Genomic DNA, 14,042 nt, shown 5'->3' on the forward strand with positions numbered 1-14,042 from the left:
GGGTTGAGTTCACCGAGGCCGCCTTCAAGATCTCGTTCGCCCGCCGCAGTTCCGCGTTCTCCCGCTTTAGTCGCTTGATCTCCACCGCGGCGTCGGTCGTGACTCCGGGCCGGTCGCCCGCGTCGACCTGCTGCCTGCGGATCCAGGTGCGGATCGTTTCTGGCGACCCGACGCCGAGCATCTGCGCGACAGCGGTCATCGCGGCGTACTCGCTCGGATAGTCGGATCGCACCTCGGCGACCATACGGGCAGCGCGCTCACGAAGCTCGCGCGGGTACTTACTGGGACGTCCCATGAGACAGATCCTTCCAAGGAATCCTGTCTCCGGACACGCCGGGGCGAGTCAGTTCTCGGAGGACGGAGTTCAGAACGCGGCGTTTGCGCGATTGAAAGCTGACGGGCTCACCGAACTGAAGCAGTCGATCATGTCGAACGGCTTCGTGCCTGTCGAGCGCATCGTTGTTCGGAAGCTAAGCGGGCAAGCAAGCGTGGTCGACCCAGTGCCTACTGAGGGCGACGTTGTCGAACCCGTCGCCGCCCCGGAGCTCTTCGTCGTCCTAGAGGGTAATCGCCGCTTGGCATCTCTCAGATGGCTGAAGTCCGACCACGAGGCAGGGATCGATCTTCCCGAGCAAGTACTCGAGGTTTTTGATGCCGTGCCAGTCGTGGTCTTGGAGTCTGACGACGAGAGCGCATATCTCGCCATTATGGGCATTCGCCACGTTGGCGGCGTCAAGGAGTGGGGCGGCTACCAGAGTGCGCAGCTTGTGCACGAGCTGCGAAAAGAGCACTCGCTCTCCGCGCAGGATGTGGGCTCGCGTCTCGGCCTTTCGGCCGTGGAGATCAATCGGCGGTACCGCGCGTTTGAGGCCATGGAGCAGATGCGAGCGAGTGAGGAGTATTCCGACCACGTCACTAGCGAGCTGTACCCACTTTTTCACGAGGCGCTCGTCAGCCCCAAGGTTCGTACCTGGCTTTCATGGGAAGACGGCAGCATGAGCTTTGAGGATGAGGACGAGCGGGAGAAGTTCTACTCGTTGCTGTCGCCGTACACAGACACTGCCGGCGTCAAGCGTCCGCCAAAGATCACGTCTTACTCAGAGATCCGAGAGCTCAAGACGATTCTGGATAACGAAGACGCGGTGCAATCGCTGCTCGACCTCGAGAAACCGTTCAGCGATGCCTCCGCGCTCGTGAAATCGGCGGACGCTGGACGCAACTGGCTGTCCAAAATCAACGCAGCTCTGGCCGCTCTTGACCACCTCGGAATCCGCGAGATTCGCCAGCTTGAGGACGGTCAGGTCGAAAAGTTGGCGGAGTTGCGTGATCTGATCGCCGAGATCGTGGAATCGCGTGAGCAGCAAGCGAGTTAGATCGCTTGCCGTCGCTGAACACATCGCGGCAACGATCTCGCTCGCTGAGCCACCAACGCGCGTCGTCGACCTCATTGCGGGCGTCATGATCATTGAGCATTCATTCACGCCTGATGAGGCTGCGGAATTTGCAGAACAGCGGCTAGAAGGCGTGAAGCGTGAGCTGGAGTCCATTCTGGACGTCGCCACGCCCTCCGGGACCTTCGCTCGCTTCGCCTTCAACAGCTCCTCCGACGAACACCTGCAGGGCAGTTGCTTTGTACCTCCGGAAGAGGAGGGGACGCCGATCGCGGATGCCAAGCGCCGTCGGCTGGACTTCGACGAGTATGGCGCCTTTCTTCGGGGACTGAGTTAGCGGCAGTTCGAGGCTTGTTGCCGCGGTATTCTTGCCCTCCTTGGTTGCAAGGATCCCCGCCTCACGGTGTCGGCCAATGACCAGGGCATTGACTTCTTTGGTCGATTGAGCCTCGAGGGACGCCTGGACATCTCGTCTCATCTACCGTCTCCAGACCGGCGCCTAGAAGTATGGATGGTCGGACAGGCGAAGCATTACTCGAAGACTCAAGTGTCGACGCCCGACCTCCGCGAGCTCGTGGGATCCGTGGAACTTGCACGTACTGGCGCTGTCGCTGATGACGGACGCGCACTCGAGGGATTCGAGCCGAGAGTCTGCGATCCCGTCTTCTATCTCTTCCTCACGACCGGGTCAATCAGCGCTGACGGATTGCGACTGCTCGCAGCAAGCGGAGTGGTCGGGCTCGACACCGGTCACATCGCGACGCTCCTGACAGATGCCGGCGTCGGGCTTCGCGATGGGGCGTTTGATGCTACAGCCGCGCTCGCGTGGGTCGACTCGAACTTGAACTCGCCGACCTAGACGATATCGGGGTCGAACCGCATCAGCCGTGCCTTGATCGTTTCGAGCAGGTTGTCCACGCTGCCGCCCGCTTCGAGCGCTGCTTCCGGAGCAACGTCAAGCGCGAAATGGGAGAGCGCTGCGGCAGTTGTGCCGATCACTTTCTTCAGTTGAACTGGGTTGGGAGTGAGGCCAGTGTGGGTTGCGAGATCGAAGACGTAGATCCAGGCCGGTGGGCGTTCGTCCGATGGCGTTCCCAGTAGGCGCCACGTTCCATCCTCGGCGGGAATCAATTCGGGTTTGCCGAGGAATCGTTGCCAGCTGCCCCAGACGGCCTCCGGTATAGCGAGGACGCAGCCGGCCGAAGCGCCGTGAGCTCCGATCTGGAACTTGAACATCATTTGGTAGAACGTGCGCTTGAAGGCGTTCGAGATGTTCGGACCTTCAACGCCCTCCGACAGCCAGTCGGGATGTGCCTCCACAGCAGCTGCAAAGTCGTCCTTGTGAAGATGACTCGCCGCGGAAATATTGTCGACGGCCCGCTTGTAGGTGCCGTGGAAATCCATCGTTTGAATTTCGAAGATCGCATAGCGTCCGACACGGAGGACTCCGTCGACCAGCGTGAGTTCGACCATGGTCGCGTCGAAATTGAGTTCCGGCGACCGCTCAGTTGCTCGGACGCTGATCTCCCCGCCGAGCTTGCCCTGGAAGTAGGCCACGCCTGCCTCGCCGTCGAGCAGCGCTTGGCGGAACAGTTGCCGCTTCGCTTCATTCGCGAGCGACGGAGCCGCTATGAGCTGGACAGGGCGGTCACCATCGAGCTCGAACAGCCGCCGCGCGGCATCCTCGAGCATCCCGACGTCCAGCGCTCGGAACGGGCACGCAAGCCAGTCCTGCCGAAGCCCGTTGCTGGTGCTCGAGATCGTGCATACTCCGCGGGACACTCCGCTTGACGAGCCGCCCTTCGACTTGGCGCTCTTGACGCAAGTCACCTGCGTCTCGGTGACATCGCTGAGAAAAGGGCAACATTCGTTGCGCTGGTCGGCTCTCGCGGCGGAAGTACTCGCCGCTACGGGATACACCCGATGCCCGAACCACTCGGCGATGATGTTTCCAGCTTCACCGGCGTTCGACCTAGCGATGCCCGTCTCCCGAGTTCGAGGCCGCGACCGCGGCAAAGCTTGTGTTCAAGTCAAACCCAATCGCGTTGCGACCGCTCTCGACAGAGACGCTTAGGGTGCGCCCCGTTCCGCAGAAGGGGTCGAGCACTGTTCCTCCCGGAGGGCATGAACTGAGGATCCGAGGTCGGATGAGGTCTCGCGGGAAAGTTGCGGAGTGGCCATCCTGCCCCGCCCGCACGTTGGTCGTCACCACGTCGCGCGCGCCGTCTTCAACCTCGGTTAGGTCGTAGTAGTAGCTCGCGCGGCCGGACGTTGGACGTTTCACGAAGTGGAAGAAGTGCTCGTGCGAGAGACGCAAACGGTCGCGTTCTGGTCGCGGTGGCACGTTCGGTTTGTTCCAGATGACGTCGTTTCGCAGGATCCAGCGCCGGTCCTGCATCGCTATCGCAAAACGCGCGGGGATCAAGAGCAGTTGCTTCTCCTGGCGGAAGCCGCCGACTGGTGCTCTGCGCCGTGCGCGTTCGGTGTTCCCGAGACCTTGGCGACCGTCGTTGCGAATGCTTGCCCATCGCGCGAAGTACGTGTCGCCGATATTCACCCACAAGCTGCCACCGGGCTTCAGCGCGTGCGCCCCGCGCTGAAAGATCTCCACTAGATGGGCTACGAACCACTCGGGCCGTGGTTCCAAGCCGAGAACTCCGCCATTCGATCGGTACCACTCGTACGACGGCGCGTCATCCGCATCGTTGCCAGCCGCGACCCAGTGCTTGAGAATCTCGTGGTCATGGTCGAGCCCGTAGTCGCGCAGCCCCCAGTAGGGCGGCGACGTCAAGATTAGGTCCACCGAGTTTGCGGGAATCTCGGGGAACAGATCGTATGCGTCGCCGTTTCGGACGACCCCGCTCGCGCCGCTTACCTTGGCTCTGCCGTCGTGCGCGATGGTCATGGCCTAACCCTAAGGGCGAGAAGGGACATTGCGTCGCGGTCGGTCCGCGCGTTCGCTGGTTCGTTGGGGAGTGGATCCGGTGGCGCTACGAGGAGCGCCCGGACCGCAGCGGAGCGAGGACCGGACGCACCGCAGGGGCGCCACGGGATCCACTCTCGCCGGCCGGAGGCCGGCCTTGAACGAGTAAAGAAGATTCTCACAGCTGGCGCTCACGCCTTCTTCGGGCGGCGTACGCGGGTGGTCTTCGCGTTGGAATCGACCGGCTTGATGTCACGAGCTTCGAACCGCCGCTGCCAGTCCTCGAAGATGGAACCGCACACTGTTGGTCGACACCTCGGAGGATGATCTCTACGACATGGCGACTCAAGTCGCTGCCCACGACTTCCTCCTTCCCGACGGACAGGAGCGCTCATCGGACTCGGAGGTTGCGGGTATCGCGGATTGGCTCGGGGCACGCACCCGGCCGCTTGTTCGTGGAGACAAGTCGATGATGTTCCAGGAACTCCGCGCGCAACTTGAATCGCAGGGGTGCGAGTTTGCTGCACCGGATCGGAACTACATCAAGGTCTACCGTCAGACCCCTGAGGGGCGGTTCTCCGCAAAGCTGGGGTACCCGAGGGCAAACTTTAGCGTGGGGGTACATGACGTCAAGCGTGTCCGCAGGCAACTACGCTTCGACGAGCTGCACGGGATCGACTCTGGCGCCTTTTATGACGACGACGTCGAGGCAGTCGTCGACCACTTCGTGAACACTTACCGACAGGTGCTCGACCGACTTGCGCTGACCTAGGGTCTGTCTCGATCAAACGATTTCGGGACACAACCGGCCCCAGACCGGCCCAAGCCTCCGACGAGGCCAGCGAATCGGCATCCGCCGCACCCGTTTCGACTCGCTGCGCCCGATCAACGACCGGGGGATCGGAGCCTGGTGGACGAGCAGAAAAACCAGCTCCCACCAGCCCAAAGCAAAACCCCCGCCATGTAGAAGCTAGGCGAGGGTTTCTGGGACCGTTGTAACGACGGTCCGTGTGGCTCCGACGGGCGTCGATCCCGTGACCTCACGATTTTCAGTCGTGCGCTCTACCAACTGAGCTACAGAGCCGCGCGGCATCCGCTTGAAGAATCTGCCGCGTCCTACACGAAGGGCCCTCGATCTCGAAAGAAAAGGGCCCGTCGCTCGGAGCGACCCTGACGGGACTTGAACCCGCGACCTCCGCCGTGACAGGGCGGCACGCTAACCAACTGCGCTACAGGGCCATACGTATTCAGTTGTGTGTCGGAGAGTGACCCCAACGGGATTCGAACCCGTGCTACCGCCGTGAAAGGGCGGCGTCCTAGGCCGCTAAACGATGGGGCCGAGCGAACCCGGAGGCTCATTCTTACCGACGCTCAAGCATAAGAGATCATCCAGCAAATCGGAAATCGAGGGCGTGGGATGCCGTGCCGCGCGCTCTCCGCGGGGGAGGATGGCCGCGGGTGCGGCGCGTGCGAGCCTCCGAATGACCCCGGTCTCCCAGCGGTTTCATCACGAGAAACCCCTGGGCGAATGTGACGAATGTTGTTAGTGTGACGTGTGTTGCCATCGCGGGATGGCGGGGGTCGACGCGCGTGAAAGACGGAGGTTCGAGGTGAAGACCGACAAGTCCGCTTCGACGGAAGACTGCGGCTGCGCGCCGACCGCCACAGAAATGGCGGGCCTGCGCGGCCCGATGAGCCGGCGCTCCGCCCTCGGCCTCGCGGGCCTCGGCGTCCTCAGCCTCGGTGCCGTCAGTGCCTTCGGACTGCGGTTCAGCCCCTCCGCGTTCGCGGCCGACTACCCCTCGTGGGACGACGTGCAGAACGCCAAGAACAACGAAGCCGCCAAGGCCGCCGAAGTCACCCGCATCCAGGGTCTGATCGCCGCGCTCCAGGCCGACGTCGAGGCGAAGCAGGCCGAAGCGCAGCGGCTCGCGAGCGAGTACCTCGCCGCTCAGGAAGCGTTCGAGCAGGCCGCCGACGAGGCAACCGCGCTGCAGAGTCAAGCCGATGCGGAGTCCGCCCGCGCGACCGAGACGGCCAAGAAGCTCGGACGCCTCGCCGCCCAGCAGTACCGCGCCGGCGGCGGCGATCCGTCGATGGAGCTCTTCTTCTCCGGCTCCGCGGCCAGCGCCGACGACCTGCTCGCCAAGCTCGGCACGATGGACCGCCTCGTCGCGGCCAACCGCGGCGTCTACGCCGACGCGGTCAGCGCTCGCAACAATGCGCAGAGCCTCAGCGACAAGGCCAGGGTCGCCCGCGACGAGCGCGACCGCCTCCAGCAGGAGGCGCAGCAGAAGATGCAGGCCGCGCAGGATGCCGCGACCGCCGCCCAGGCCGCGCTCGCCGAGCAGGACAAGAACCTCGGCACCCTCCAGGCCCAGCTCGCGGCCCTCCAGGACCAGACCGCGAAGACGGTCGCCGACTACCAGGCCGGCGTCGAAGCCGCCCGCAAGGCCGAGGAGGCGCGCCAGGCCGCCCTCGCCGAAGAACGCCGCAAGCAGGCCGAAGCCGAAGCGGCCGCCAACGCCGGGAACGGCGGCGGAGGAGGCGGTGGTGGTGGCGGAGGCGGCGGCGGTGGCGGCGGTTCCGCCGGCACGGATGGGTGGGTGCGCCCGGCATCCGGCTACATCAGCTCGTGGTTCGGCAACCGCGGCACCATCTGCGGCCCCGGAGGCTGCGTCACCGGGCACCGCGGCATCGATTTCGCCACCGCCTGCTGGTCGCCGATCTACGCCGCCGCGTCGGGCCGGGTCGTCTACGCCGGCTGGGGCGACGGCTGGGGCAACTACGTCAAGGTCGACCACGGCGGCGGCGTCATCACCGGCTACGCCCACATCGTCGACGGCGGCTACAACGTCAGCTACGGCCAGTGGGTCAACGCGGGCGACGTCATCGCGTACGTCGGCAACACCGGGGTCTCGACCGGCTGCCACCTGCACTTCGAGGTCTACTGGCAGGGCGTGCGCATCGACCCGGCACCCGTGCTCTACGACCACGGCATCAACGTCTACTGACGAGTGCTGCAACGCAGAAGAGCGGATGCCGACCGGCATCCGCTCTTCGCGTGTGAGACCGGGTCTCAGATGGTCTTGGGGGCGTGGCCCTCACCCTGGGTGGCGGTCTGCGCACCCTCGTCCTGGAAGCGCTGGAACGCCTCGGCGACCAGGCGCTCGGCCTCTTCGGCGCCGGCCCACTGGTCGACCTTGACCCACTTGCCGGGCTCGAGGTCCTTGTAGTGCTCGAAGAAGTGGCCGATCTCGCCCTTGGTCCACTCGTCGAGGTCGTCGACGTCCTGGATGTGCGCCCAGCGCGGGTCCTTCGCGAGCACCGCCACGACCTTGTCGTCGCCGCCGGCCTCGTCGAGCATCTTCAGCACGGCGACCGGGCGCACCTTGGCCATGACACCCGGGTACAGGTCGCGATCGAGCAGCAGCAGCACGTCGAGCGGGTCGCCGTCCTCGCCGAGGGTGTCCTCGAAGAAGCCGTAGTTCGCGGGGTAGCCCATCGGCGTGAACAGCACGCGGTCCAGGAACACCCGGCCGGTGCCGTGGTCGACCTCGTACTTCACGCGGCTGCCGCGCGGAATCTCGATGACGGCGTCGTATGCGCCCATGCTGGTTCTCCTTCGGAGGGTCTGGTGGATGCCGGCATCCAGCCTAGTCGGCAGGCTCGCAGTCGCTAGCGTGGATGCCGTGGACCACCGCCCCAGCCTCGACCCCGCCGTCGCCGAGATCCGTCGGGCGGTGCGCGCCGTCCTCGCGACGGTCTCCGGTCCCGTGCTGGTGGGGCTGTCCGGCGGCGCCGACTCGCTCGCGCTCGCCGACGCGGTCGCGTTCGAGGCGCCGAAAGCCGGGGTCACGGCATCCGCGGCGATCATCGACCACGGTCTGCAGGCGGGATCCGACCGCGTCGCCGCCCGCGCGGCCGCCGTCGCGGAGGAGCGGGGCCTGCCCGCCCGCGTCATCCGCGTCGAGGTCGGTGCGGAGGGTGGGCCCGAGGCCGCCGCCCGCGATGCCCGCCGCGCCGCCCTGCTCGCCGCCGCGAAGGATGCCGGGGCCGAAGCGATCCTGCTCGCCCACACCCTCGACGACCAGGCCGAGACCGTGCTTGTGGGTCTCGCTCGCGGATCCGGGGCCGCGAGCCTCGGGGGCATGTCGCCCGACCGGGTCGAAGACGGCATCCGCATCCTGCGTCCCCTGCTCGACGTGCGCCGTGCAACCACCCGCGCCGCTTGCACCGCGGCGGGCCTGCCGCCGTGGGAGGACCCGCACAATCTCGACCGCCGGTTCCTGCGTGTTCGCGTGCGCCAAGACGTCATGCCCGTGCTCGAAGCCGAGCTCGGCCCCGGCGTCGCCGAGGCGCTCGCCCGCACGAGCGATCAGCTGCGTGAGGATGCCGCCGCCTTCGCCGAGATGATCGACGAGACGATCGAAGACATCGTCGAGCACGCCGAAGCCGGCATCGCGGTGTCGGTGCCCGCGCTCGCCGCCAACCCGCCCGCGCTGCGTCACCGCATCATCCGCCACGTCGTCGCGAGCGAGTTCGGCGTGAGCCTCACCCGCACCCAGACCCTTGAGGTCGCCCGGCTCGTCACCGACTGGCGTGGCCAGGGCCCGATCGACCTCCCCGGATGCCGCGCCCACCGCCGCGGGGCGCGGGTGACCTTCACAGCGCTATCCGCGTGAACCCCGCCGGGGCATACACGCACGCGTGTCGGGCTGAAGGCCACGAGGGCAGTTCTCCCCATCGCCGCGTGGACGCGGATCGCACAAGATGGATACGAAAGAGCGGAGACGACGGTGAGCGATCTGAGGGTCGACGAAGAACACCTGCGTGCCGCTGTGACACAACTGAACTCGGCCAGCACTCCCGTGGCGGGCGCGTGCGACGCCACCGATGCGTGCGGCTCGACAACGGTCGAAGCGGCGCTCGGTGAGGTCGAGACGATCGTGAGGGGCGCGCTGGCCGCACTCGTCGACGTGGCGACGCGGGCTTCGGCTGACGTGTCGACTGCCGCTCAGGTCTTCGACGATGCGGATACCTCACTCGCGCAGGGCAGATCAGGCGGAGGGGTGCGATGAGCCTGCCCATGATCGACGGCGACCCGGCCCAGGGCGATCCCGACGGCATCCGTGGCCTCGCGCAGATCTTCACACACCGTTCCTCCGACCTCACCGAGCGTTCGTCGCACACCTCGTCGGCTTCCGCCGAGCTCGGCTCCACCAAGTCCGAGACCACGGGCGCACTCGTCGCGCGCACGTCGCTGCTCACGCAACGCTTCAGCGAGGCGTCGACCGCCAGCCTCGACGCGGCACGCATCCTCAACGACTACGCATCCAGCCTCGACGGCTTGAAGGCGCTCGCCGCGCGTCGGTTGCAGACGGCGTCCGACTTGTATGACCGGTTGCAGCGGCGACGCCACGAAGCGATGAACCAAGCCTCGGAGGCTGTCGTGGGATGGGCGATCCCGTGGGACCAGGTCATCTCGTCGAGCATCTACCTCTCAGATCGTGGCTACCTGACAGCACCGCGCGCAGCCTCCCGGGGGGCCTGGCGGCGGCGACGTCGGTATGGGCGGGCGACCTGAGCGCGCTCACCGCGGCATCCATCGCGAGCCTCGGCGATCCGAAGACGATCCGCGAGGTCTGGAACGCGCTGAGGCCCGCGCAGCGGGAGAAGCTGACGTCTGCCGACCCGCTGGTGATCGGAAACCTCGACGGCATCCCGCTGCGCGACCGTGTCACGGCGAATCGGATCAGTATCCAGAACGAGATCGCGCGTCGTCGATCCGAAGTCGACGATCTGCAGAAGCAGATCGACCCTACGTCGTCCGCCATCGGGTCGTACTACGGGCCGATCGATCCGCAGACCGGTGACATCCCGGCCTGGGTGAAGCACACTGCCGTATCGGTGCCGGGCACCGGAGCCAACATGGCGGACTTCTCCGAAAGTCGCGCGCAGGACCTCTACTTGGCGTCCGGCTACGACTCGGCGGTGTTCCAGTGGGCGGGCGGCGCGTTCCCGCAGACGATTCCCGAAGCGACGCAGGCGTCGTACTCCGAGAAGCTCGCGCCTCGCCTCGCGTCGTTCGTCGACTCCGTGAACGTGTCCTCCGGTCCGAACACGGCCCACGTGCCGCACTACTCGATGATGGCTCGACACGATGCCGTCGTCGGCCTGATCCAGGGCAACAACGGCGATTGGAATGCCATCCACGGCCAGTCGCCGCTGAACGCGCCCTCCGTGACGCGGCTGGAGACGGGGTTCGTGGATGCGAGCGATCACGGCAAAGGCGACATGGAGAGTACGGGCGTGATCGACAGTCACAGCAAGGTCTTCACCCGCGGTTCGACGTCATTCGACAACATGGTGGCCGTGATCACGGGGTCCCAAGCCGAGCTCTGCGCCCCCGACGACCTCGTCAACACCTACAGTGGGGCGGGCCCGGTGTTCATCGATGGAGTCGATAGCCCGGACTACAGCCCGCACTATATCGAGGTCAAATGAACAGGCGCCGTCTCCTCGTCCTGGCCGCGGTCGTCGCGGCATCCATCTCCTTGGGAGGTTGCATGTCCCCCCCGCAGCACAGCCGACTCGACGACTACCGTGCTCAGGCGGAGAAGCTCAGTGACGAGCTGATCGCCACCATCCCTGCGACCCTCGCCGGCACGACGGGCGCGTTGAATTCCCGCATGACGCTCGGCGCCGACATCTCGTCGCATGAGGACGCGGACGCGCCGGCGTGGTGGAACGTCGACCGCTCGGTCACCCCCGCTCCCGTCGCGAACGCGGCGAAGGATGTGGCGGCGGCCATGGCCGCCCACCTCACCGCCGGAGGCTGGTCGGAGAAGAACGTCCGCGCCGACGGCGAGCGAACGATCGACGGCTACCGCAAGGACGGGTGGTATGTGGAGATCGCGTGGTATTCCACGGCTCCCGGCAAGGCCGAAGCCCTCGATCTCGCCATCGTGAGTCCCCAAACCGTCCGCGGCGATCACTAGCGTCCAACCGGTGAGCGACGCGCGCCTAAAATCGAGGAATGCGCGCAGCCGACATCGCTGACCAGTTGTCCACCGTCCTCGTCACCGAGGAACAGATCCACGAGAAGCTCGGCGAGCTGGCTCAGCGCGTCGAGGCCGACTATGCCGGGAAGGACCTGCTGCTGATCGGCGTGCTGAAGGGCGCCGTCATGGTGATGGCCGACTTCTCCCGCAAGCTCCGCCGCGACGTGGTCATCGACTGGATGGCCGTCTCGTCCTACGGTGCCGGTACCAGGTCCAGCGGCGTGGTGCAGATCCGAAAGGACCTCGACACCGACCTCACCGGCAAGCACGTGTTGATCGTCGAGGACATCATCGACTCGGGCCTCACCCTCAGCTGGCTGCTGGAGAACTTCGCGTCGCGCGGTGCGGCATCGATCGAGATCCTGGCGCTGCTGCGCAAGCCCGAAGCGGCCAAGGTAGAGATCGACTGCCGCTACGTCGGCTTCGACATCCCCACCGACTTCGTCGTCGGCTACGGCCTCGACTACGACGAGCGCTTCCGCAACCTCCGCGACGTCGCCGTGCTCGCGCCGCACGTCTACAGCTGACACCGGCGGGGCGTTTCGACTCGCTGCGCTCGCTCAACGACCGGGGGTGCGCGGCGCTCCCGGTTCGCCTGTGGCGAATGCACAGACGCCCCATAGTCCCCGCGCGGTACCCTGAGCGGATCATGGACTTCAAGAAGCTCAGCCGCAACCCGTTCGTCTACGTGTTGCTCATCGGCGCCCTGTTGCTGATCGGCATGTCGCTGATCTCGACGCTCACCGGGGCCAAGCAGATCACGACGCAGGAGGGTCTGAACCTCCTGAAGGGCGGCACCGTCACACAGGTGACGAACACCGACGGCGACCAGAGGGTGGACATGACCCTGTCCGCGCCGTTCCAGGGCGCCAACCAGGTGCAGTTCTACTACGTCGGCGCGCGCGCCAGCGAGGTCGTCTCGGCCGTGGATGCCGCGACCCCGAAGGACGGCTACAACGACGTCGTCCCGCGCACCACCTTCTTCGAGAGCCTGCTGTCGCTGCTCATCCCCATCCTGTTGCTGGGTCTGCTCTTCTGGTTCTTCTTCTCCGCGGCCCAGGGCGGCAACAGCAAGGTCATGCAGTTCGGCAAGTCGCGCGCGAAACTCGTGACGAAGGAGACCCCGACGGTCACCTTCGCCGATGTCGCCGGTGCCGACGAGGCCATCGAGGAGATGCAGGAGATCAAGGACTTCCTGAAGGACCCGGCGAAGTTCCAGGCGGTCGGCGCCCGCATCCCGAAGGGCGTGCTGCTGTACGGCCCTCCCGGAACCGGTAAGACCCTGCTCGCGCGCGCCGTCGCCGGCGAGGCCGGCGTGCCGTTCTACTCCATCTCCGGCTCCGACTTCGTCGAGATGTTCGTGGGCGTCGGCGCGAGCCGCGTGCGCGACCTGTTCAACCAGGCCAAGGAGAACGCCCCGGCGATCATCTTCATCGACGAGATCGACGCCGTCGGCCGCCACCGCGGCGCAGGCATGGGCGGCGGTCACGACGAGCGCGAGCAGACGCTCAACCAGATGCTCGTCGAGATGGACGGCTTCGACCCGAAGGCCTCGGTGCTGGTCATCGCCGCCACGAACCGCCCCGACATCCTCGACCCGGCGCTGCTGCGCCCGGGCCGCTTCGACCGTCAGATCGGCGTGGATGCCCCCGACCTCAAGGGTCGCCAGCGCATCCTCGAGGTGCACGGCCGCGGCAAGCCGCTCTCGCCCTCGGTCGACCTCGCCGTCATCGCGCGCAAGACGCCCGGCTTCACCGGTGCCGACCTCGCGAACGTGCTGAACGAGGCCGCGCTGCTCACGGCGCGCTCCAACGCGCAGCTCATCGACATGCGCGCACTCGACGAGGCCATCGACCGCGTCATCGCCGGTCCGCAGCGTCGCACGCGCATCATGAAGGACAAGGAGAAGCTCATCACCGCGTACCACGAGGGTGGTCACGCCCTCGCGGCGGCGGCGATGAACAACACCGACCCGGTCACGAAGGTCACGATCCTCCCGCGCGGCAAGGCCCTCGGTTACACGATGGTGCTGCCGCTGGAGGACAAGTACTCGGTCACCCGCAACGAGCTGCAGGACCAGCTCACCTACGCCATGGGTGGCCGTGTCGCGGAGGAGATCGTCTTCCACGACCCGACCACCGGTGCGAGCAACGACATCGAGAAGGCCACCGGCATCGCCCGCAAGATGGTCACCGAGTACGGCATGACCACCGATGTCGGACCCGTCAAGCTCGGCTCGTCGTCCGGCGAGGTCTTCATGGGCCGCGACATGGGTCACGGCCGTGACTTCTCCGAGCGCATCGCCGAGCGCGTCGACAAGCAGGTGCGCGATCTCATCGAGCAGGCCCACAACGAGGCCTACGAGGTGATCAACGCCAACCGCGACATCCTCGACAAGCTCGCCCTCGCCCTCCTGGAGAAGGAGACGCTCGACCACCTCGAGCTCGCCGAGATCTTCCGCGACGTCAAGAAGCTGCCGCCGCGCCCCCAGTGGCTCTCCAGCGACGACCGCCCCGTCTCGATGCTGCCGCCGGTGGACGTGCCCCGTCGTCAGGACGAGGCCGGGCTGGCCGCGGCATCCGTCGCGGAGGAGCAGCCCGCGGCGCAGACGGCGGCGCAGCGACGTCCGAGCGGGCAGGCGCGCCCCGCCACCGCCTAGGCTCG

13 protein-coding genes, 3 tRNA genes and 2 pseudogenes are annotated in these 14,042 nt (G+C 66.3%); 11 read left to right on the forward strand and 7 right to left on the reverse strand.

Translation table 11 applies throughout. From position 1 onward, the window contains the following. Window positions 1–10: 10 nt before the first annotated feature. Window positions 11–295, reverse strand: a pseudogene (locus tag JOE53_RS14605) (transposase); the annotation flags it as partial. On the opposite strand from JOE53_RS14605, the gene JOE53_RS00590 reads away from it, so the two are divergent. From JOE53_RS00590 to JOE53_RS00600, 3 genes and pseudogenes are all read left to right on the forward strand, one after another. After that, window positions 294–1,373, forward strand: coding sequence for a hypothetical protein (locus JOE53_RS00590; RefSeq protein WP_204946454.1), 1,080 nt, complete (start codon window positions 294–296; stop codon window positions 1,371–1,373). The pseudogene JOE53_RS14605 and the gene JOE53_RS00590 sit on opposite strands and share 2 nt — an antisense overlap. Next, a complete protein-coding gene (locus tag JOE53_RS00595; RefSeq protein ID WP_204946455.1) occupies window positions 1,354–1,728 on the forward strand; it encodes a hypothetical protein in 375 nt (124 codons plus the stop codon). The genes JOE53_RS00590 and JOE53_RS00595 overlap by 20 nt, the downstream gene beginning before the upstream one ends. Before the next feature lie 12 nt (window positions 1,729–1,740). Then, a pseudogene (locus tag JOE53_RS00600) lies at window positions 1,741–2,250 on the forward strand (hypothetical protein); the annotation flags it as partial. On the opposite strand, the gene JOE53_RS00605 reads toward JOE53_RS00600, so the two are convergent. Together JOE53_RS00605 and JOE53_RS00610 are read right to left on the reverse strand one after the other, a co-directional pair. Further along, a complete protein-coding gene (locus JOE53_RS00605) occupies window positions 2,247–3,083 on the reverse strand; it encodes a PDDEXK family nuclease (RefSeq protein ID WP_231860843.1) in 837 nt (278 codons plus the stop codon). The pseudogene JOE53_RS00600 and the gene JOE53_RS00605 overlap by 4 nt on opposite strands. Window positions 3,084–3,363: 280 nt before the next feature. Next, window positions 3,364–4,296 (reverse strand): DNA-methyltransferase, encoded by a 933-nt coding sequence (locus tag JOE53_RS00610; protein ID WP_061682804.1) that lies wholly within the window; start codon window positions 4,294–4,296, stop codon window positions 3,364–3,366. Between the two features lie 322 nt (window positions 4,297–4,618). On the opposite strand from JOE53_RS00610, the gene JOE53_RS00615 reads away from it, so the two are divergent. Then, window positions 4,619–5,086: a hypothetical protein gene (locus JOE53_RS00615; RefSeq protein ID WP_061682803.1), complete on the forward strand. Its 468-nt coding sequence runs from the start codon at window positions 4,619–4,621 to the stop codon at window positions 5,084–5,086. A 239-nt stretch (window positions 5,087–5,325) separates the two neighbouring features. On the opposite strand, the gene JOE53_RS00620 is transcribed toward JOE53_RS00615, so the two are convergent. The 3 genes from JOE53_RS00620 to JOE53_RS00630 form a co-directional block, all read right to left on the reverse strand. Next, a tRNA-Phe gene (locus tag JOE53_RS00620) sits at window positions 5,326–5,398 on the reverse strand. An 81-nt stretch (window positions 5,399–5,479) separates the two neighbouring features. Next, window positions 5,480–5,553, reverse strand: a tRNA-Asp gene (locus tag JOE53_RS00625). Between the two features lie 27 nt (window positions 5,554–5,580). Beyond that, a tRNA-Glu gene (locus tag JOE53_RS00630) sits at window positions 5,581–5,653 on the reverse strand. Between the two features lie 271 nt (window positions 5,654–5,924). Here JOE53_RS00630 and JOE53_RS00635 point away from each other — a divergent pair. Continuing rightward, window positions 5,925–7,328 (forward strand): peptidoglycan DD-metalloendopeptidase family protein, encoded by a 1,404-nt coding sequence (locus JOE53_RS00635; RefSeq protein WP_036285972.1) that lies wholly within the window; start codon window positions 5,925–5,927, stop codon window positions 7,326–7,328. 65 nt (window positions 7,329–7,393) lie between these two features. Here JOE53_RS00635 and JOE53_RS00640 read toward each other — a convergent pair whose 3' ends face one another. After that, the gene (locus JOE53_RS00640; RefSeq protein WP_036285974.1) at window positions 7,394–7,927 is read right to left on the reverse strand and encodes an inorganic diphosphatase; all 534 of its coding nucleotides are present in this window, start codon (window positions 7,925–7,927) and stop codon (window positions 7,394–7,396) included. Between the two features lie 70 nt (window positions 7,928–7,997). Here JOE53_RS00640 and tilS point away from each other — a divergent pair, with 70 nt between their 5' ends. From tilS to ftsH, 6 genes are all read left to right on the forward strand, one after another. Beyond that, window positions 7,998–8,999: a tRNA lysidine(34) synthetase TilS gene (gene tilS / locus JOE53_RS00645; RefSeq protein WP_036285976.1), complete on the forward strand. Its 1,002-nt coding sequence runs from the start codon at window positions 7,998–8,000 to the stop codon at window positions 8,997–8,999. A gap of 114 nt (window positions 9,000–9,113) precedes the next feature. After that, window positions 9,114–9,395 carry a type VII secretion target gene (locus JOE53_RS00650; RefSeq protein WP_061682800.1) on the forward strand — a complete coding sequence of 94 codons (282 nt, stop codon included), beginning with the start codon at window positions 9,114–9,116 and terminating at the stop codon, window positions 9,393–9,395. A gap of 376 nt (window positions 9,396–9,771) precedes the next feature. After that, window positions 9,772–10,821 carry a hypothetical protein gene (locus JOE53_RS00655; RefSeq protein WP_233449445.1) on the forward strand — a complete coding sequence of 350 codons (1,050 nt, stop codon included), beginning with the start codon at window positions 9,772–9,774 and terminating at the stop codon, window positions 10,819–10,821. After that, complete coding sequence (locus JOE53_RS00660; RefSeq protein ID WP_036285980.1) at window positions 10,818–11,315, forward strand: toprim domain-containing protein; 498 nt, start codon at window positions 10,818–10,820, stop codon at window positions 11,313–11,315. The genes JOE53_RS00655 and JOE53_RS00660 overlap by 4 nt, the downstream gene beginning before the upstream one ends. Before the next feature lie 38 nt (window positions 11,316–11,353). Further along, complete coding sequence (gene hpt, locus JOE53_RS00665) at window positions 11,354–11,905, forward strand: hypoxanthine phosphoribosyltransferase (RefSeq protein WP_204946456.1); 552 nt, start codon at window positions 11,354–11,356, stop codon at window positions 11,903–11,905. A 122-nt stretch (window positions 11,906–12,027) separates the two neighbouring features. Beyond that, window positions 12,028–14,037 carry an ATP-dependent zinc metalloprotease FtsH gene (gene ftsH, locus JOE53_RS00670; protein WP_204946457.1) on the forward strand — a complete coding sequence of 670 codons (2,010 nt, stop codon included), beginning with the start codon at window positions 12,028–12,030 and terminating at the stop codon, window positions 14,035–14,037. Window positions 14,038–14,042: the final 5 nt, after the last annotated feature.

Source organism: Microbacterium laevaniformans, assembly GCF_016907555.1.
In the GTDB taxonomy this organism is placed as follows: Bacteria; Actinomycetota; Actinomycetes; order Actinomycetales; family Microbacteriaceae; genus Microbacterium; species Microbacterium laevaniformans.